Raw genomic sequence first — 18,723 nt, forward strand, 5'->3', positions numbered from 1 at the left:
AACAGAAACTGAGACTAAGTGGCTGCCTTCGTTTAATTAACTTATGCATACCGCCAATACTTGTTTCTAAAAACACTGCAAGATAACTAAAGGCTAATAAACTCCCCTTTAGGGGAGGGGGTATTACCAATCTTTTGGCATTGGCTTGCCGTTCTGGCCCTGCTGCATGCGCTCGCGGATGTTCTTTTCTTTTTCCTGAAGCTGCTGTAACTGTTTTTCGGCCTGGCTCTGGCTCATGGACGACTTTTGCTTTTGCTGTTGCTGCTGTTCCTGCTGTTGTTTTTTCTTTTCCAGTAAGGCCTTTTGCAGGTTCTCACGCGTCTGTTTATCGTTGGGATCAATGCGCAGGGAAGCTTTGTAGGCTTCAATACTATTATCCAGGTCTTTTTGTTTGGAATAGATCACCCCTTGGTTATAAAATGAAGTAGCTTTTACTGATTTTGCGGAACCTGTACTACCTAGCGAACCCCATATCTTTTCCGCCTCGTCATATTTACGCTGCTTGTAAAGGGCGCTGGCCAGGTTATATTGTGCTGTGGCATTTCCCTGCTCTTGTTGTAAAGCATCCCGGTAGCTTTTTTCCGCAAGGTCGTACTGCCCGTTGCGGTAAAAATTATTTCCCTCCGTAATGGTCTTATTTACCTGGGCCTGCAGGCTGGAGTAACTTCCTATGCCAATCAATAGTAATAACAACACTCTCATGCTTTCACTTTTTTACGATCGGGGAAAAAGATATCAGCTAATAAAAGCAGCAGCATGGGAGCCGCTACCCACATGTACAAGGTATTATAATTGAGCAGCGAAGTGTCTATTACAGCTTTTTTATTGGCAGTAGCAAACTGGCTGGTAATAACCTTAGTTGCTGATGCAACATCCTGCAGGTGTACATAGGTGCCATTGCCAGTAGCGGCAATATCTTTCAAAATTGCTTCATTCAGTTTGGAGATCACAGGGCTACCGCCATCCATTTTTACCTTGCCAGTTTCGTCTGTGATAGTAGTACCGGTTGTAGATCCAATACCTACAGTATTAATGATCACCCCTTTTGAAGCCAGATCCTTAGCGGCGTTAACTGCCTGCTCATCAAAGGTTTCACCATCTGTTATAAGCACAAGAGCTTTGTAGCGGTCTTCTGAAGTGGCCAGGGCTATATCCGTTTTCTTTAACGCATCGCTTATAGCGGTTCCCTGTGCTGTAATAGTAGAAGGACCGGCCGCATTAATGAGCATTTGTGCCGCACTGTAATCAGTAGTCAGTGGTGCCTGCACGTAAGCCTGCCCGGCAAAAATCACCAAGGCCACGCGGTTATCCGGCGTTTGCAATAACACCTGGCGGATCAGGTCTTTGGCCTTGGTCAACCGGTTGGGTTGAATATCAGAAGCCAACATACTGTTGCTCACATCCAATGCAAATACCACATCGATACCCTTGCGTACGGTAGGATCGCCTCCTTCGGGCTGACGGGGATTAGCCACGGCAATACAGCCTAAGGCAAAAGCCGTTGCCAGTAATACAAACTTGATAATCACTTTTGGCCGTGAATAGCTTTTTGTCAATTCTTTCACCAGGCGGGCATCACCAATCTTTTTAGCTGTCCGCTTTTTCCAAAGCAAATAGGCTACAAAAAGCAGTATAAATACCGGCACCAGTGCCAGTAACCAAAGGGCTTCGGGGTATTGAAACTGAATGTTGTTCATGAACGTGTACAGCCATTAGCAAAAGTGATGCTAGTTTTTAGCGTTTCCCTTGCATAAACTCCAGCTGCTGCAATATACCTTTTAATATTTTCAGTCGAACAACGGGAATATCCGCTTTTTTATCCGGTGTTTCTACGTTCAAAACGAAAAAGTAGGGGTGCTTATTTTCTTCAATCCAACCTACCATCCAAGCCAGGCTGTTTCCGTTTTCCTTAAAACCCCAGCCAGTTTTGTAGCTTAATTTATAGTTCGGATTATCTTCAAACAACATGGCGCGTTTTACGATATCCTGGTTGATCTTATGAAATGGTAATTGGTTGAAGTATAAACGCTTTACCAATCCTAGTTGCTCATCGGGGCGAATCTTTAATGAATTATCCAACCAGAAAGTATCAATGCGGCTGATCTTCTTGTTTCCATAAGCCAACGTATCTAACCACTGTTGCATGGTATCTTTACCTAATCGTCTAGCTAGTTCCTGGTACCAAGCCGGGCAAGAAATGCGGAATGCATCATACATGCTCATATCGCGGTTACACTCTGAGCGACCGCGGTCGATACCATCCCATTTAATAATCATACTATCGTTTACAATCTTCCCAGTTTGTAAGCCAATCAGCGAGTTAACGATCTTAAACGTTGAAGCCGGCAGATAAGCACTATCTCTGTAACGCTCCAGGTTATACACCGTAAACTTGCCGGTTCCATTATCGAAAAGTGCGAACGTACCTTCTACATTGTTTTCTTTAAAGTATTTGCCCAGGCTGGCATCTTCATTTACATTATTAGGAGAACAGCTGTAAACAAAGGCCAGCATACCGATACCAATTAACCAATTCTTCATACGGGTTGACTTGTAGGCTGCAAAGGTATTGATAGAAGTGTATGCCCGTTTGGAATTTCAACAGCAAATCTTTTCTTTTACAGTCGATTCGTTTCCTATGTCAAAAAACCTGTTGCCTTTTATTGCTTGCCTTTTACTATTAGCTAGTTGTAAAAAAGATCCTTCTGCAGACACCTCCTCTGCCAAGCTGATTTTTAAATTCCAGTTCGATAGCACACAAACCCGCCTTACCAATACGGGAGAAGTTGCGCCTCTTCCTGCCGGGAATGCAGGCCAAAGCCCCGTGTTTAATAAAATGAGTGCTCACTACGTAGAATTAACCCCTACCAAATGGACGGCCCTGGGTGCGGGTGCTGTGTTGTATAGAGCGACAGAAACAACTACAGGCGGCAACAATGCTATTGATTTTGAGAAATCGGCCATGGCGGGCAACAAAGAAGTTTTCTATAGTGTACCTCTAAAAGATATAGCGCCGGGCGAGTATGAATGGCTGCGCATATCGCTGGCTTACCAAAACTTTGATGTAAAATATTATGTTGACACAGTCATTAATGGAGTTACTATTAAACAAATATTCCCTGCCACTGTAGCCGGGTTCATTGGGTTCAACAGCTATATTAAGAACCTGACCATCAAGAATCAGACACTACCCATAAACGCCAATAAGAAACAAGGTTTCTGGGCCTTTGAGACTGAGCTTAGCGTAGCCGGCAACAAGTTTCCTTATGCCACTTCGGGCCAGTCGCCGGAAGGCAGCACCACGGTGGTCAATCCTTTATTTGCCACTTCTCCCATTCCACAAGGATCTTGTGTGGTTACGGCTTCACTTGGGACTAACAAACTAAAGATCTCTGGTACCGAAACTCACGACATAACCATTCTGGTATCGCTTTCTACCAATAAGAGCTTTGAGTGGAAAGAAGTAAAAGCTGACGGCTTGTGGGAACCAGGCAAAGGCGAGGGTGTAGTAGATATGGGTATTCGTGGCATGCTTACTACCATTCAGTAATCAGGGAACGCGTTTTAGTACACCGCGCTGAATACTTTTAATATTGTAGCTATCTACAAAGGGAGAACTGTCAGTACCATCTCCTGTGCGAGCCAGCGGTTTTACCGGTACGCTTGCATACTCAACATATAATTGCCCGTTTTCCAACCAATATGAATTAAAAATAGTAGACCCATTTACTGAAAACACGCCACTAAGTTTATTACCGATCCAGAATTGGTCAAGGAAAATACCATTGCGTTCATCTACCACCCAATGGCCTTTTGTCGTATCAACAGGCTTTAGTACATAGGGGCGATTGTCCGTATCCTTATCGCCATAAATGATCTGCCATGTAAACTGCCCTATGGTATCAGTTGCTCGAATGCGCAACTGCATGGGAATTGTTTTGGATTCCGCCTTGCCTTGCTGATACCAATTAATCTCTCCCTTCCAGTAACCAACAAAATCTGCGGGAAAGCGCTGTGCATGAGCATTATTTGAAAGAAGTAAAATGAGCAGGAAGCCGAATACGTTTTTCATTTCCACAAATAAAGCAAGATCGCTCCATTTGTTGTTAGCCTTCAGTTGCCGTTTATCACATTACAAGTAAATGCCATTTGGCAAGCGTTTGTGTTTGCCGCCTTGGCAATCGCGCTTCATAGAAGCACAGGAACTCATACCAACAGTAAAAATGGCAAGACAGCCCAATAAAAGAAGTACCCTTTTCATACGTACGTAACAAGTTTTAATAGTAAATAAATGCGGTAGTTTAAGGGTAATTGGATGCAATAGACTTCAGAAGGTAAACGGATTATGGGGTTCTTTATTGCAGCTGAGCAATAAGAATTGGTGCGAAACTAATGGCTGAAGAGGGACTTTGCAAGCAGCGTCCTTTCCTTTCAACGGAAAACAACACTAAAGAAAAGCGCCTCCAAATGGAGGCGCTTTTCTTTATTTAAACTATTTCTTCTTTAAATATTCAAGTCCTTGGTAACTTATCGACTGCCACAACCGTGGACTGTCGACTGTCGCCTGAGGACTCACTCACCACTCTCTACTTAATTACGCCCAGCTCCTTACCAATCTTGGTAAAGGCAGTGATCGCTTTATCCAGGTGATGTTGGTCATGACCAGCGCTTATCTGTACACGTATACGCGCCTGACCTTTTGGCACCACTGGGAAGAAGAATCCAATCACATAGATATTTTCTTCCAGCAGCTTAGCCGCAAAGTTGGCCGCCAGTACCGCATCGTACAACATGATGGGAACAATTGGATGTTCGCCCGGCTTGATATCAAAACCAGCCTCTGTCATTTTAGTACGGAAGTACTTTGTATTATTCTCCAGCTTATCGCGCAGCTCCGTTGTTTCGCTCAGCATATCCAACACCGCGATGGAAGCACCTGTGATTGATGGAGCCAGTGTATTAGAGAATAAATACGGACGGCTTTTTTGACGCAGCATATCGATGATCTCTTTACGACCAGATGTAAAACCACCCGAAGCACCGCCTAGTGCCTTACCTAAGGTACCAGTAATGATGTCAATACGACCCATTACGCCTTTATGCTCGTGTGTACCTCTACCGGTTTTACCCATAAAGCCAGAGGCATGGCTTTCATCTACCATTACAATAGCATCGTATTTATCGGCCAGATCGCAGATCACGTCTAGTTGGGCAATCGTACCATCCATGCTAAAAACGCCATCAGTAACGATTACACGGCTACGGGCACCTGCAGCTTCTTTCAGCTTTGCTTCCAAGTCTTCCATATTGTTGTGCTCATAGCGGTAGCGTTGGGCCTTACACAAACGCACACCATCAATAATAGAAGCGTGGTTCAGGGCATCAGAGATAATAGCATCCTGCTCGTTGAACAAAGGCTCAAACACACCCCCATTGGCGTCAAACGCTGCTACATATAAAATGGTATCTTCTGTACCTAAGAAAGTGGCCAGCTTTTGCTCCAGTTCTTTATGAATATCTTGAGTACCGCAGATAAAGCGTACAGAGCTCATCCCATATCCATGGCTATCCAGGTATTTATGTGCTCCCGCTAACGTTTTAGGATGAGAGGATAAACCTAAATAGTTGTTGGCGCAAAAGTTCAATACAGTTTTCCCATTAACGGTAATCTCAGCTCCCTGCGGAGAGGTAATGATCCGCTCCTGTTTATACAAACCCGCGCTTTTGATCTCTTCAACTTCCTGGCGGATCCGGTCTACAAATTTTTGATTCATATAACTGCTTTAGTGGCGCAAAGATAAGGGTGGCGCACAGAGCTAAAGAGGGATTTCAAGATTTTAGGTGGCAGGCTTCTGGTTACAACCTTCCGTTCTCAACCAGACTTCTATTCTTCATGTCGCTCGCTGCCAGGCGTAATTCGTTTCAGCATCTGCTTTCCCCTTCAGGAGTTTATTGTGTAGCTTTATGATTCTTCACTTTGGATTGATTCTTAGGTAATTACATTACGTTTTTTCTACATGATTTATGGATGCTGGTTGGGGCAGTATAGGAGGATGGTAGGAGGAGTAGTGAATGTGGAAGGCAGGTAGAGGGCTTTTTCTGTGCAGTTGGTACGGACTTACCTACAGAAGAGGTACAGAAGAGGTACAGACTAGGTACAGGAGAGGTACAAGAGACCTACAGACTAGGGAGGGGCAGCGTGGCAGAAGCCGGGATCGTGAATGGTCAATGGTGAGTGGTGAATAGAGTGAAACGTCAAACGTGAGACGTGAAAGGGATCCCTACAGTACGGGAATCACTCACGTTCCAATCCTGATAATATTATAATAAATCCTGATAATATGTGGTCACTTAGTGAGGAGTTGCAGAGGACATCCTCCTCCTTTACAACTCCTACCGTCCTTCCATACTACTTCATTAAACCTTCACTCTTAAGGCTCTAACAACTCACCACTCACCATTGACTCAATGACTTGCTGACTTCTTCCTACTGTGGACCGTGGTCTGTCGACTATGGACCACTACTCATCTGTTAGTCACATATTATATTATTATACAATTCATCCATCTTTTTCGCAATTCACACTTTTTTTAGAATACCTGTAACATAGACCTATCTACCTTCGTCTAACCATTAAACAAACCACATGAGGAAGGCATTACCAAACCGATTACCGCTGTTGCTGCTTGTCAGCTTGGGTCTGCTGTCCGCCACCCTCTTCATCTCATCAAGACCTAGTGATACTAACTGCATCAATACTGTTAAGTGCACAAAAAAGATTGAAAAACAAACGATTAAGGATGGAGGAGAGCTTTTATGGGAGTCTCTTAGCCGCCAGTTTGTTGCTTCAATCGGGCCACAATAAAAAAAGTTTTTATTTATTGTAACATCTTAGTGCTTCAGACGTATTAGAGTATAGATAGGCACACACCACACTGTTTTATGACCGAGAAAGAATATAATGAATGTGTTACAACGCACGCCGACCATGTGTACCGGTTCATTTTAAAGAACCTGCGCCACGAGGAGGATGCGCGTGACATTGTACAAACGGCTTTTGAAAAATTATGGCGAAATAGAGCGGAAGTAGAAAGGGAAAAAAGCAAGTCTTACTTATTTACTATTGCGTACAACAGCATGATTGACCACCTGCGGAAGGTAAAACGTATTTACCTGAAGGAGGAGTTTACCGACGAAACCCGTGTGGTGAACAAACCCATGCACAACGCCAAAGCGGTACTGGAAGAAGCCCTTGGTAGACTTAGCGAGACCCAGCGTTCGCTGGTGATGCTAAAAGACTATGAGGGTTACAGTTATGAGGAGATTGGACAAATTACCGGATTAAACAGCAGCCAGGTAAAAGTATATTTACACCGTGCCCGTCTGCAATTAAAAGAATACTTAGTTAAAGTAGAAAATGTCATCTAACGAATTACATATAAGCCGTGCAAACTACGAAGCATACTTTTTAATGTATGTTGATGGTGAGTTAACCCCTGCACAATGTGATGCGGTAGAAGCTTTTGCCGCCCTTCATCCCGATTTGCAGGAAGAACTGGATCTGCTGCTGACCACTCGTCTGGATGCAGAAACCATTTCTTTTGACAAGAGCTCTTTGATGGCCGACAGCATGAAGCAGAATGTAATTGACGAATCGCTGCTGCTATATATCGATAATGAACTGAAGGGGGAGGAAAAGAAAAAAATGGAAGAACAGTTAGCTGCTGATGCTAACTACCAATACCAACATAACCTGCTATTACAAACGAAATTGCCGGCCGAAGAAATCAGCTATCCTAATAAGGCTGAGTTGTACCGGAAGTCAGAAGGCAAAGTGCGCCCCATTATTTGGTACCGCGCTGCTGCGGCTGCTTTTGTATTGATGGCATCTGGTTATATTTGGTATATGAACCAAAATGCGGTTCCTAATGGCGGTTCTTTTGCCCAAGAGCATGGTAAGCAAACTACACCTGCCACTCCATATACGAACAATACAAACCTTGCTAAAGTGCCAGCCACTACACAAGGTACGGAAGCTCCTACTGAAAAAGATCATATTACTAATACTGTGGAAAGCGTAAAAGCTACAGATAATACTATTGCATCCATAGCGCAAGTTACTCCAAGAACATCTACACAGACAGCTGCTGATAACCGTACAAGTGTAACCGTTAGCGACAATACAGCAAACACTACCGTTAACGATGTGGCTGTAGTAACTCAACCTGTTTCGACCATTGCAAAGAATACAGATGCTGCTATCCAACAACAAAATATTAACACTGACGCTGTAACAACCACACAGCCTACTGCGTACAATAAGTATACAAAAGAGGTTACTGGTGATGAATCCGGACTTCAGACAGTAGCTCTAGAAACAGAAAACAATAAGCGCGGCTCTGTAAAAGGTTTCTTACGCAAAGCCTCCCGCTTTATTGAGCGCCGCACAGGAGTAGCCACCACCAACCAAAATGATGAATTACTGATTGGTGCGGTAGCGATCAAATTAAAATAACTACTTTCAAACTTTTTACAGATGAAACAAGCTTTACTTGCAATTTTTGCAACTGGCATAGCTATGTGTACCTATGCGCAAAACGATTCTACCCAGAAAGAAAAAGTCGATACCATTAAGATCGGCGGAATGGTGATCATTAAAAAAAGCGATGGCAAAGAACATTCCAGCGACAAAACCATCACCATCTCTAACCACCATCATTCAAGAAAGAACGAAAACATTAGCACCAACTGGGGTATTATTGATATTGGATTTGCCAACTACAACGATAAGACCAACTATGCCCAAGCGCAAGCTGATGGCTTTGTAGCACCCGGTGTAGGAGATGACCAGTTTGACCTACGTACAGGCAAATCGGTTAACGTGAACCTTTGGTTCTTTATGCAGCGCTTTAACCTTGTAAAGCACGTAGTGAACCTGAAATATGGACTGGGACTGGAACTGAACAACTACCATTTTGACGATCAGCGTGTGTACTTCCAGGAAAACCCTACCAAGGTAGTGCTAGACGACAGATGGAAGGATGCTAACAAAAACAAACTGGCCGTTGACTATCTAACCGTGCCCCTGATGTTAAACTTCAACTTCACACCTGGCCGTGAAAGCGGGTTTGGATTTAGCGCAGGTATTAGCGCAGGCTACCGCTACTCTGCCCGCCAGAAGATCAAGATCGATGGTGAAAGAATTAAAAACCACGACGACTTTAACCTGGAACCCTGGAAGCTTTCCTACATTGGCGAGGTAAACCTGGGCCCGGTTAAACTTTACGGTTCTTATGCACTGGATAATATGTGGGAGAAAGGTTTGAACCAACGACCTTACAACTTTGGTCTGCGCTTTAGCCGCTTCTAGTATTAATAAATATTTTTGAAGAGAACCTTGCTGAATTTATAATTCAGCAAGGTTTTTGCTTTTAGGAGGTTGCCGAGAAAAGCGTTTTTGTGAATTGTAGTTGTGCGTTTTGTTCAGTGCGGTTGGGCTTATTACTTATCACGATCCCATATTTTAGTTATAACTTTTCGGCCGCATACTAAGAAATAGTTATTGTCCGTTACACAAAAAGACACCGCTAAACCGCAATTCAATTTATGAAAACAATCTTGTTGCTATCCAGTTTCATTGCAATAGGAGGTTTGATGCTAACCAGCAAGAGTGAAAATGAAAACGTGAGGTTCACTTCCTATAAAGTGAGTAAAGCCCGTAAAACATCTGAGAAACCCATTGCGCCCATGCGCATCGTCATTGACAAGTCGGACTATGAGCTGAGTGTTTATGACGCCAAGGGCTGGTACGCCACCTACCCGGTGGTATTTGGAGCCGATCCCATGCAGGATAAAAAAATGGAGGGCGACCGCTATACGCCAGAAGGGGAGTTCAAGATCCTTTCCAAACGTCCGCATGAAAAGTGGAGTCGCTTTATAATGCTGGATTATCCTACGCAGGAGTCATTGGTCAAGTTCAATCAACGCAAACAACGAGGTGAAATACCAAAGAACGCTACGCCCGGCGGCGGTGTGGGCATCCATGGTGTATGGCCGCATGAAGATTTTGTGATTGACCGCTATAAAAACTGGACACTAGGCTGTATATCGCTGAAGAATGCCGATGTGCAGGAACTATATGGCTATATACCTATCGGCACGCCAGTAACCATCAAGAAATAATCACTGTTACTTTACCGTTCGACACATACAAAGCAGCCTTCCTCTAATGGGAAGGCTGTTTGCTATTACAGATGGCACAGCTACACGCTGTACGCTATACGCTGCACGCAGAGCGCGCTTCGCGCTGTTTTGTTTCACGCGGAGGCGCAGGGAACGCAGAGAGAAAGGGTTTCGCACAGAGGAAAGGAGAAAAGGAGGAACCGCGGATTGTTGGATTAGTGGAATTCAGACTTCGCTGATGATTGGAGAGCAACTATTCGCTTCACGCTGTACACTGCAAGCAATGAACAGTGAAACGTGAAACGTCAAACGTGAAAAAGGCCTGCACACGCCCCCGCCCCTAAAGGGGAGCAGCCACCCTCAGGAATCTCCCGCAGATAGCGCAGATGAACGCAGAAGTGATCGCCTCAAAGAAAGCTAAGAGATGAAAGAGTATAAGAAGGAAAAGTGAATGGATATAAAGTGCGAAAGCACTCCTAAATTGGAGTGCTATTCTTATGTAATACTATTTGGTCGTCTGGCGTTGTGCGGTGGTGAAGTCCGCCCTTCGGGAGGATTTAGGAGGGCCGTCTCCCTCTCCTACATCTTCCCTCCTGCAATCTCATTCACTACATTCGGATCCAGCAACGTAGACGTATCACCAAAGTTCTGTGTTTCACCTTCAGCAATCTTGCGTAGAATACGACGCATAATCTTACCACTTCTTGTTTTAGGAAGACCATTCACAAACTGAATTTTATCCGGCTTGGCTATAGGACCAATGATACGGGAAACAGTTTGAAGGATATTTTGACGGGTTAATGACTCATCACCATGAAGGTTCTGGCAAACAACATAGGCATAAATACCTTGTCCCTTGATATCGTGCGGGTAACCTACTACGGCACTTTCTACCACATCCGCATGCATATTGATCGCGTTCTCTACTTCGGCTGTGCCTATACGGTGGCCACTCACATTCAGCACATCGTCCACACGGCCAGTAATACGGTAGTTACCCTCTTCATCGCGCAGGGCACCATCACCCGTAAAGTAGAGGTTCTCATAAGTAGAGAAATACGTCTTCCGGCAACGCTCATGATCGCCCCAGGTAGTTCTTAGAATTCCTGGCCAAGGCGCTTTCATACAAAGGTTACCAGCGGCGGGGTTTCCTTCCACCTCTTTACCATTTTCATCTACCAATATAGGTTGCACGCCCGGTAGCGGCAAGGTAGCATGTGCAGGCTTAGCCGGTGTTACACCTGCCAGATTGGAAATAAGAATACCACCTGTTTCTGTCTGCCACCACGTATCTACAATTGGGCATTTCTTTTTACCTATATGCTCATCGTACCAATGCCAGGCCTCTTCATTAATGGGCTCACCTACTGTACCTAACACTTTTAATGAGCTTAGGTCTTTTCCTTCAAGAGGTTTTAAGCCAAAGCCCATGAGTGAGCGAATAGCTGTAGGCGCTGTATATAAAATATTTACTTTGTACTTGTCTACTATTTCCCAAAAGCGACCAGCATCTGGCCAAGTAGGCACCCCTTCAAAAATGATACTGGTAGCGCCAGCAGCCAGTGGGCCGTAAACAATATAGCTATGACCAGTGATCCAGCCGATATCAGCCGTACAGAAATGAATATCACCAGGATTATACTGGAACACATTCACAAACGTATACCCTGTCCACACCATGTAGCCACCGCAGGTATGCACTACCCCTTTAGGCTTACCGGTGCTTCCGGAAGTATATAAGATGAATAAAGGATCCTCAGCATCCATTTCTTCTGCCGGGAAGGATACGATATTGTTTTTTTCTACTTGCGACTCTGCGTGATCCATTTCATCTTCCCACCACAAGTCTCTTCCTTTCAACATACTCACCGGAGTGCGAGTGCGTGTGTATACAATAACTTTCTTAACGGTTTTATTACCTATTAATGCATCATCTATGACGCTCTTTAATGGGATCACTTTTTCACCACGGTAAGCACCATCTTGCGTAATAATAAACTCTGCTTGCGCATCTTCTAACCGGTCGGCAATACTCTGCGCTGAAAAACCACCAAAGATTACACTGTGTATAGCACCAATACGGGCACAGCCTAAAACAGCATACACCAATTCAGGCACCATACCCATATAGATACAAACCCTGTCTCCTTTCTTTACGCCATGGTTCTTTAGCATTTGGGCTACTTGGCATATGCGTTTGTGCAAGCGGTTATAGGTTACCACACGTACTCTATCTTCCGGGTTATTGGGTTCAAAAATAAAGGCCGGCTTGTCGCCCAATGTTTCCAGGTGGCGATCAACGCAGTTCTCCGTGATATTCAGTTTTCCGCCAGCGAACCACTTTACATTTGGCTCTTTAAAGTTCCACTCCAGTGTTTTATCCCATTTTTTTCTCCATAGGAAATGTGAGGCTACTTCCCCCCAATAGGTTTCTGGTTGTTCAACACTTTGCTTCCAGGCTTTCTGATAGGCATCTAAACTTTTGATCTGATAGGGATATGACATTTCTCTAGCAATTTGTGCTTAAAAATACTGATTTGCTATTTACCCAACAGAAGCCTTATATCTTATAGCGTTAGAAGGAGTGCCAGCGTAAGCCCATCATTGTTCTGAACGATGGTATGGTTATCTACACGCCGGCTCTGAAACAAAGTTTGCTTTATATAGCCGGCCTCAAATGCTATATTTTTATTCAGCTTTGATCCTAACTGAAGCATTAGGCGGTTTTGATCAAATGTATTAGCTCCTACATTTTTACCAGCGCTTACAAATACTTCATCACCCACTGCTGTATATAAATTAAAGCCCTCACTATTTATAATCGGATGCTGTAAACGTAATAGGTAGCGGAAACGATTACTGTATGTCCAACCTTCTATCTCCCGCTCATCACCAGGTTTGCGTTTTCCCAACCACCGTTGCTCCACACGCAAGCGTTGATTAACAGCCAGTTTTCCAAATGCGTTTTTCAATTGCATTTGTTCATATATACGGTGCTCTGGAAAGGTGCCATTATTGGCAATAGGATAGTCACCATAGGGAAAGGTCAATATCCATCCATACCCTACAGCGGCTGATACCTGGGTATTGATATTATATTGCAATGCAGTTCGCGCCAGGCTTTGCTGCCAGTATTTGAATCCATCTACACGTCGCCACTGGTATTCGGCCAGCACATCAAACTTCTTATTCAGCTTTATGGCGCTGAATACCTGCGCCCAAGCTATAGTATTATTATCCTGTACACGGTCATTTTGTGCATAGGTGCAAAATGATCCTATCGAAAAAAGAAAAAGAAAAAAATATTTCATAGTGTAAAGAGGCTGCCCATAAAGGGCAGCCATAGTTAGGAATTAAGCAACGCTTTCTGCTACCGCTGGATTGATGTTTACAACTTTGGCATCTTCGTAAAACTCTACTTTACCCGATGTTACATCGTACATAGCGCCAACTATACCAACCTTACCCTGATCGATCAAATCTTTCAGGATAGGACTTTTCTCCAAAATCTCTTTCACTGCTTTATGCACATTGATATTAGCTACGTTTTCTACAAATACAGAATTCGCAGAAGAACGGTTCTCTTTTGTTTCTGTTTCTGCCTGCACAGAAGGCTCAATCTTTGAAAGCAGGTGGGTCAAATTGCCTAGTTGTACATGATCACAAGCCCCCTTGATGGCACCACATTTAGTATGCCCCAATACCACAATGAATTTTGATCCTGCTACCCCGCAGGCAAATTCCATACTGCCTAAAATATCCTCGTTTACAATATTGCCAGCTATACGGATACTGAATATATCGCCAAGACCCTGATCAAATATCAACTCGGCCGATGTGCGACTATCGATACAACTTAATATAGCAGCAATAGGCCATTGCCCATCGCGTGTATCGTTAACCTGCTCTAAAAGGTTTCGGTTGTATTTTAAATTGCTTACAAAACGCTTATTCCCTTCTTTTAAAATCTCCAATGTTTGTGCTGGAGTAATTTGTTGTTGTAACTCTTTATTTAAAGTTCTCATGATTGTTGTAATAATAGTTTAGTATAAGAAAAAGGCACACAAATATCGAACAGTTGTATTACTAAAGATGCGCTTGTGGCGCTACTACGACACTGTATTTGCAACAAGTACCACACTCTGCTTATCTGTTGTTATATGCGCAAATCAAGCGCCACAATCCAAATCATTGTTTGTATAATGACTTTAGAATTATGCCAGCACTACAGTACCCTGGTATAATTGGATAAGAAGAACTCAATAATAGAAACAGTTACTAATTAAGAAAGGTTGAGTCTCCTTATAATTAGCAAAAGTCAGGAGGGGTATAGGGCTTATTGATATAACCTGATGAGAGTAGAGCAAAATAATAAGAGACAGGTAAGTTATTAATTGGCGCAGGCACTTGCAGATCATAAACAGTAGCTAAAACATACTGCACTTTTATATCATCCTCAGCTTTGCTTTGCCTTTCTTCTTTCGAGCTTTTACTGACATCTTCATCTTGCGCCAATGCTTGCCCGGCATCCATATGCTTCAAGACGATGTGTTCAGCTATAAAGCTAAAACTCAACAACACGAGCAATATGGCAACTAAGCCTTTCATTTTTCTGCATCGTAAAAATAGACACACATCAAAAACTACCAAAACAATCAACACGCTAAAACATAATTTTAACGAGTAGTATAAAATCAAGCAAAAAACTGTTGAAGTTTAAGGTTAGTAGTACAATTTTTGTTGAAACAGAAGGATCGATTTTACATAGCCAATGATGAGACCGTTAGATAGCTTGTCTTAAAAAATCGTTTGTTAAAAACAGATAAATACTATTCAAACATCAAAGTTTTACAATAGGAACCTTAGTTTTGTCCTCCTGATGAATAAGTCTAAACACAAATACTATCTTCTGAAGCACCGCATTTCCAGCGTGTTTATGATGATGGCTTTGCTATGGCTTACCATTAGCATACCATATGTATATGCGTCACAACAGGCTCAAAAGGCCGTTGCTAAACAACAATGCCAAAGTCAACGGGATGATGGTTCTTCCAACCCGCTGACCAATACTAATGAAGAAAAAACGGAGAGCGGTGTTAACACACTTTCCGAATACCTGCACGAGGCGCATATTATAGAGCATGGCTATACCATCATTGAAAAATATGAAAAATGCCATGCGGAAGATCTCTACTTTGCCTATCACCCTGAACTGATCTCACCGCCTCCGGACGCCATCTCCGCTTAACTAACCCTTACTCTTTTTACTGTTTCTAATTATTGTTATTGCAGTGCAGTATGCTACTGTATTGCATCTATTGATTTCACATACAAATTATTTTGTGATGGCACGTCGTGCATTAAATATATTTAAGCATGCAGGCTCTGATTTACCTGCGTCTATCGTTGTATTCTTAGTAGCGCTACCCTTGTGTTTAGGTGTAGCGCTGGCGTCCAATGCGCCATTGTTTAGTGGGCTTATTGCCGGCATGGTGGGCGGCATGGTCATTGGAGCCTTGAGTGGTTCTCAACTCAGTGTTAGTGGACCCGCAGCGGGCCTTACGGCTATTGTTGCTGCTGCTATTTTAAAGCTCTCCAGCTTTGAAGTATTTCTTTTATCGGTTGTTATCTGTGGCGCACTGCAGTTAATATTAGGCTTTATAAAGGCTGGTGTTATTGGTGATTATGTCCCTAATGCGGTGATCAAGGGGATGCTGGCAGCCATAGGTTTAATATTGATCCTTAAACAATTCCCCCACCTGATTGGTTATGACAAGGATTATATAGGTGACGAAGCGTTTAAACAGAGCAATGATGAAAATACCTTTTCTGGTCTTTTGCATGCCCTTAAGGCTATAACCCCTGTTGCTGCTCTTATAGGTGCGGTTGGTCTGGCCTTACACTTCTTTTGGGAGAAATTTACTGCCAAGAAGAAAGGCTTTATCAAACTGGTGCCAGCACCTTTATTAATTGTATTGTTGGGTGTTGGTATCAACATCTTTTTTCAGCAGCGTAGTTCCGGGTTGGGTACAGAGCATATGGTAAATCTGCCAAAAGCCGATTCTGCTCAAGAGTTCTTCTCTTTCTTCACCTCTCCTGACTGGAGTGCCATTTTAAATAAAGAAGTGTGGATCACCGCCATCACCCTGGCTTTAGTGGCCTCCTTAGAAACCCTGTTAAGTATTGAAGCTATTGACGATCTGGACCCCTACCAACGCGTTACCAACAAGGAACGGGAATTAAAAGCCCAAGGTGTGGGCAATATGGTTTCTGGTCTGCTAGGAGGTTTACCGGTTACCAGTGTGATTGTGCGCTCTTCGGCCAACGTAAATGCAGGTGCACAGTCTAAACTGTCTACTATGATGCACGGCTTGTTGCTGTTGCTCTGTGTGGCATTATTACCCAATATCTTAAACCTTATTCCCAATGCAGCCCTTGCTGCGGTATTGATCTATACCGGTTATAAGCTGGCAAAACCCTCACTATTCAAGGCCTTTTACAAAAAGGGCTGGGATCAGTTTATTCCTTTTGTAGTAACCATTGCAGCCATTTTATTTACCGACCTCTTAATTGGTGTATTAATTGGCATAGGGGTAGGACTACTATTTGTATTGCGTAGCAACTTTAAAACAGCGGTATTTGTTGTACACGATAACAACAAATACTTATTCCGCTTGCGTAAGGATGTATCTTTCTTAAACAAGCCTATCATCAAGAACAAATTGGAAGAAGTGCCAGAGCAGGCTTATGTACTGATAGATGCCAGCCGCGCCGACTTCATTGACAAAGATGTCATTGAAACGATCGAAGACTTTATGATCCATGCACCGCTGAAAGATATTAAAGTTGAACTAAAGACTGGCACATTCAGAGATTATGGGTTTAACAAGGTGCTGCCCATTAAACAAAAAGAGGAACAAATAATACGTCAGCACGATAAAACGCTGGAAGAAGTAGAATCCATTTAATTTTATTTACGAATTAGAAGAATATGCACTCATACGAAAAATTGTTATTAGAGAACAAGGCCTGGGCCGCAGAGAAAGTTTCAGACGACCCGGATTACTTTAACCGTCTGGCACACTTACAAACGCCCGAGTTTTTATGGATAGGTTGTAGCGACAGCCGCGTGCCGTCCAACGAAATTACGGGTACACAGCCAGGCGAGATCTTTGTCCATCGCAATGTGGCCAACCTGGTGATCAATACTGACGTAAATCTTTTAAGCGTATTGGATTATGCAGTAAATCACTTAAAAGTAAAACATGTGATCGTTTGCGGCCACTATGGCTGCGGCGGCATTAAAGCCTCGTTGACTAAGACTGATTTTAACCAGGTATTAAATATGTGGCTCCGGAATATTAAAGATGTTATCCGCATACACCGAGAAGAACTGGACACCATAAAAGATGAAGAAGCCAAGGTTGATCGACTGGTAGAACTGAATGTGCAGGAACAGGTAATGAACCTAGCGAAAACCTCGATCATTCAACGTGCCTGGAAGCGTGAACAGCGCCCCCACCTGCACGGCTGGGTATATGGCTTAAAAGATGGGATCATAAAACCTGTTTTTGAAATGCAGGCAGGCACTCATATTGACAGCCTGTATGAGTACGACGAGTTATAACCTTTAAAAACGTGTCCATGCAATGTCCAAATTGTAATGAAACATTGGTAATGACGGATCGCCAAGGCGTTGAAATTGATTATTGCCCCAAATGCAGGGGTGTGTGGCTGGACAGAGGTGAGCTAGACAAGATCATTGAACGTTCGGCAGCGTATACCTCAGGCCCTGACGCTAATCAAGGCGCTTCAAACAAAGATGAGTATAAGCAGTACCCTCCTCAGCAAGGAGGCCATGATCAGTATACAAATTATAAGCACAAAAAGAAAAAAGGGTTCTTAAGCGACTTTTTTGATTTCGATTAAACAAAACATCCCGCCCTAAAAAGCGGGATGTTTTGTTTAAAAAGACGTTCTTCTTCCCCTAACAGCTATTAAAGAGTTGCAAAAGGGATAAACGGTTGTTCGCCGTCTAGCGGGTATCCCTACATTTGTAAAAACACGATAATATGGAAACCCGCTTTGACGAGAGCCGTCCTGTGGCCATTGGCGCCGATCATGCTGGCTTTGAATATAAAAATCTCCTAAGCGACCTTTTAAAAAGCAAGGGATTTGAGGTAAAGGACTATGGCACCTATAGTGCTGATTCTGTAGACTACCCAGATTTTGCCCATCCTGTGGCAGAAGCGGTAGAAAATGGTACAGCCGCCTGGGGTGTACTTATTTGCGGCAGCGCCAACGGTGTAGCCATTACAGCCAATAAACATCAAGGCATCCGTGCAGCGCTTTGCTGGACAGAAGAAATTGCGAAACTGGCTCGCCAACACAACAATGCTAATGTGGTTTGTATACCCGCACGTTTTGTTTCTACCAGCGTGGCAGAGGACATCACCACAGCCTTTGTAGAAACCCCATTTGAAGGTGGCCGCCATGAAAAACGCGTAAACAAAATAGCTTGCAGCATTTCAAACTAAACC

Annotated in this window: 21 protein-coding genes; 11 read left to right on the top strand and 10 right to left on the bottom strand. The window is 43.4% G+C overall.

What is annotated here, in order from left to right; all coding sequences use genetic code 11:
• Positions 1–123 precede the first annotated feature (123 nt).
• From SY85_RS12290 to SY85_RS12300, 3 genes are read right to left on the bottom strand one after another with little or no spacing between them, the layout of a single operon-like run.
• A complete protein-coding gene (locus SY85_RS12290) occupies positions 124–702 on the bottom strand; it encodes a tetratricopeptide repeat protein (protein ID WP_066404866.1) in 579 nt (192 codons plus the stop codon).
• Complete coding sequence (locus tag SY85_RS12295; protein ID WP_066404867.1) at positions 699–1,697, bottom strand: vWA domain-containing protein; 999 nt, start codon at positions 1,695–1,697, stop codon at positions 699–701. Before SY85_RS12295 ends, SY85_RS12290 begins: the two co-directional genes overlap by 4 nt.
• Positions 1,698–1,734: 37 nt before the next feature.
• Positions 1,735–2,541, bottom strand: a complete 807-nt coding sequence (locus SY85_RS12300; protein ID WP_066404868.1) for a penicillin-binding transpeptidase domain-containing protein — start codon at positions 2,539–2,541, stop codon at positions 1,735–1,737.
• 97 nt (positions 2,542–2,638) lie between these two features.
• Between SY85_RS12300 and SY85_RS12305 the strand changes: the two genes are divergently transcribed.
• Positions 2,639–3,550 (top strand): hypothetical protein, encoded by a 912-nt coding sequence (locus SY85_RS12305; RefSeq protein ID WP_066404869.1) that lies wholly within the window; start codon positions 2,639–2,641, stop codon positions 3,548–3,550.
• On the opposite strand, the gene SY85_RS12310 is transcribed toward SY85_RS12305, so the two are convergent.
• The 3 genes from SY85_RS12310 to kbl all read right to left on the bottom strand — a co-directional run bounded on the left by SY85_RS12310 (position 3,551) and on the right by kbl (position 5,774).
• Positions 3,551–4,072 carry a hypothetical protein gene (locus SY85_RS12310; RefSeq protein ID WP_066404872.1) on the bottom strand — a complete coding sequence of 174 codons (522 nt, stop codon included), beginning with the start codon at positions 4,070–4,072 and terminating at the stop codon, positions 3,551–3,553.
• Positions 4,073–4,132: 60 nt separating this feature from the next.
• Positions 4,133–4,261 carry a hypothetical protein gene (locus SY85_RS26120; protein ID WP_257739140.1) on the bottom strand — a complete coding sequence of 43 codons (129 nt, stop codon included), beginning with the start codon at positions 4,259–4,261 and terminating at the stop codon, positions 4,133–4,135.
• Between the two features lie 325 nt (positions 4,262–4,586).
• Positions 4,587–5,774: a glycine C-acetyltransferase gene (kbl, locus tag SY85_RS12315; protein WP_066404873.1), complete on the bottom strand. Its 1,188-nt coding sequence runs from the start codon at positions 5,772–5,774 to the stop codon at positions 4,587–4,589.
• An 873-nt stretch (positions 5,775–6,647) separates the two neighbouring features.
• Here kbl and SY85_RS12320 point away from each other — a divergent pair.
• The 5 genes from SY85_RS12320 (at position 6,648) to SY85_RS12340 (ending at position 10,183) form a co-directional block, all read left to right on the top strand.
• Positions 6,648–6,866: a hypothetical protein gene (locus SY85_RS12320; protein ID WP_066404874.1), complete on the top strand. Its 219-nt coding sequence runs from the start codon at positions 6,648–6,650 to the stop codon at positions 6,864–6,866.
• Between the two features lie 77 nt (positions 6,867–6,943).
• Entirely contained in the window at positions 6,944–7,429 is a 486-nt protein-coding gene (locus SY85_RS12325) for an RNA polymerase sigma factor (RefSeq protein WP_066404876.1), read from the top strand.
• A complete protein-coding gene (locus tag SY85_RS12330) occupies positions 7,419–8,516 on the top strand; it encodes a hypothetical protein (RefSeq protein WP_066404878.1) in 1,098 nt (365 codons plus the stop codon). Before SY85_RS12325 ends, SY85_RS12330 begins: the two co-directional genes overlap by 11 nt.
• Positions 8,517–8,537: 21 nt before the next feature.
• Positions 8,538–9,371, top strand: coding sequence for an outer membrane beta-barrel protein (locus SY85_RS12335; protein WP_066404880.1), 834 nt, complete (start codon positions 8,538–8,540; stop codon positions 9,369–9,371).
• Positions 9,372–9,607: 236 nt separating this feature from the next.
• A complete protein-coding gene (locus SY85_RS12340; RefSeq protein WP_066404885.1) occupies positions 9,608–10,183 on the top strand; it encodes a L,D-transpeptidase family protein in 576 nt (191 codons plus the stop codon).
• Between the two features lie 579 nt (positions 10,184–10,762).
• On the opposite strand, the gene acs is transcribed toward SY85_RS12340, so the two are convergent.
• The 4 genes from acs to SY85_RS12360 form a co-directional block, all read right to left on the bottom strand.
• Positions 10,763–12,688: an acetate--CoA ligase gene (acs, locus tag SY85_RS12345; RefSeq protein ID WP_066404890.1), complete on the bottom strand. Its 1,926-nt coding sequence runs from the start codon at positions 12,686–12,688 to the stop codon at positions 10,763–10,765.
• A 62-nt stretch (positions 12,689–12,750) separates the two neighbouring features.
• Positions 12,751–13,494, bottom strand: coding sequence for a DUF2490 domain-containing protein (locus SY85_RS12350; RefSeq protein WP_066409707.1), 744 nt, complete (start codon positions 13,492–13,494; stop codon positions 12,751–12,753).
• A gap of 42 nt (positions 13,495–13,536) precedes the next feature.
• Positions 13,537–14,208: a carbonic anhydrase family protein gene (locus tag SY85_RS12355; RefSeq protein ID WP_066404892.1), complete on the bottom strand. Its 672-nt coding sequence runs from the start codon at positions 14,206–14,208 to the stop codon at positions 13,537–13,539.
• A gap of 283 nt (positions 14,209–14,491) precedes the next feature.
• Positions 14,492–14,791 (bottom strand): hypothetical protein, encoded by a 300-nt coding sequence (locus tag SY85_RS12360; protein WP_066404894.1) that lies wholly within the window; start codon positions 14,789–14,791, stop codon positions 14,492–14,494.
• A 271-nt stretch (positions 14,792–15,062) separates the two neighbouring features.
• Here SY85_RS12360 and SY85_RS12365 point away from each other — a divergent pair, with 271 nt between their 5' ends.
• The 5 genes from SY85_RS12365 to rpiB all read left to right on the top strand — a co-directional run bounded on the left by SY85_RS12365 (position 15,063) and on the right by rpiB (position 18,720).
• Positions 15,063–15,431, top strand: coding sequence for a hypothetical protein (locus tag SY85_RS12365; protein WP_066404895.1), 369 nt, complete (start codon positions 15,063–15,065; stop codon positions 15,429–15,431).
• A gap of 97 nt (positions 15,432–15,528) precedes the next feature.
• Positions 15,529–17,151 carry a SulP family inorganic anion transporter gene (locus SY85_RS12370; protein WP_066404900.1) on the top strand — a complete coding sequence of 541 codons (1,623 nt, stop codon included), beginning with the start codon at positions 15,529–15,531 and terminating at the stop codon, positions 17,149–17,151.
• Positions 17,152–17,174: 23 nt separating this feature from the next.
• Positions 17,175–17,810 (top strand): carbonic anhydrase, encoded by a 636-nt coding sequence (locus tag SY85_RS12375; protein WP_066404902.1) that lies wholly within the window; start codon positions 17,175–17,177, stop codon positions 17,808–17,810.
• Between the two features lie 17 nt (positions 17,811–17,827).
• The gene (locus SY85_RS12380; RefSeq protein ID WP_066404904.1) at positions 17,828–18,112 is read left to right on the top strand and encodes a TFIIB-type zinc ribbon-containing protein; all 285 of its coding nucleotides are present in this window, start codon (positions 17,828–17,830) and stop codon (positions 18,110–18,112) included.
• A gap of 143 nt (positions 18,113–18,255) precedes the next feature.
• A complete protein-coding gene (gene rpiB / locus SY85_RS12385; RefSeq protein ID WP_066404907.1) occupies positions 18,256–18,720 on the top strand; it encodes a ribose 5-phosphate isomerase B in 465 nt (154 codons plus the stop codon).
• The last annotated feature ends 3 nt before the right edge of the window (positions 18,721–18,723 follow it).

Origin of the sequence: Flavisolibacter tropicus (assembly GCF_001644645.1) — a bacterium.
Classification (GTDB): domain Bacteria; phylum Bacteroidota; class Bacteroidia; order Chitinophagales; family Chitinophagaceae; genus Flavisolibacter; species Flavisolibacter tropicus.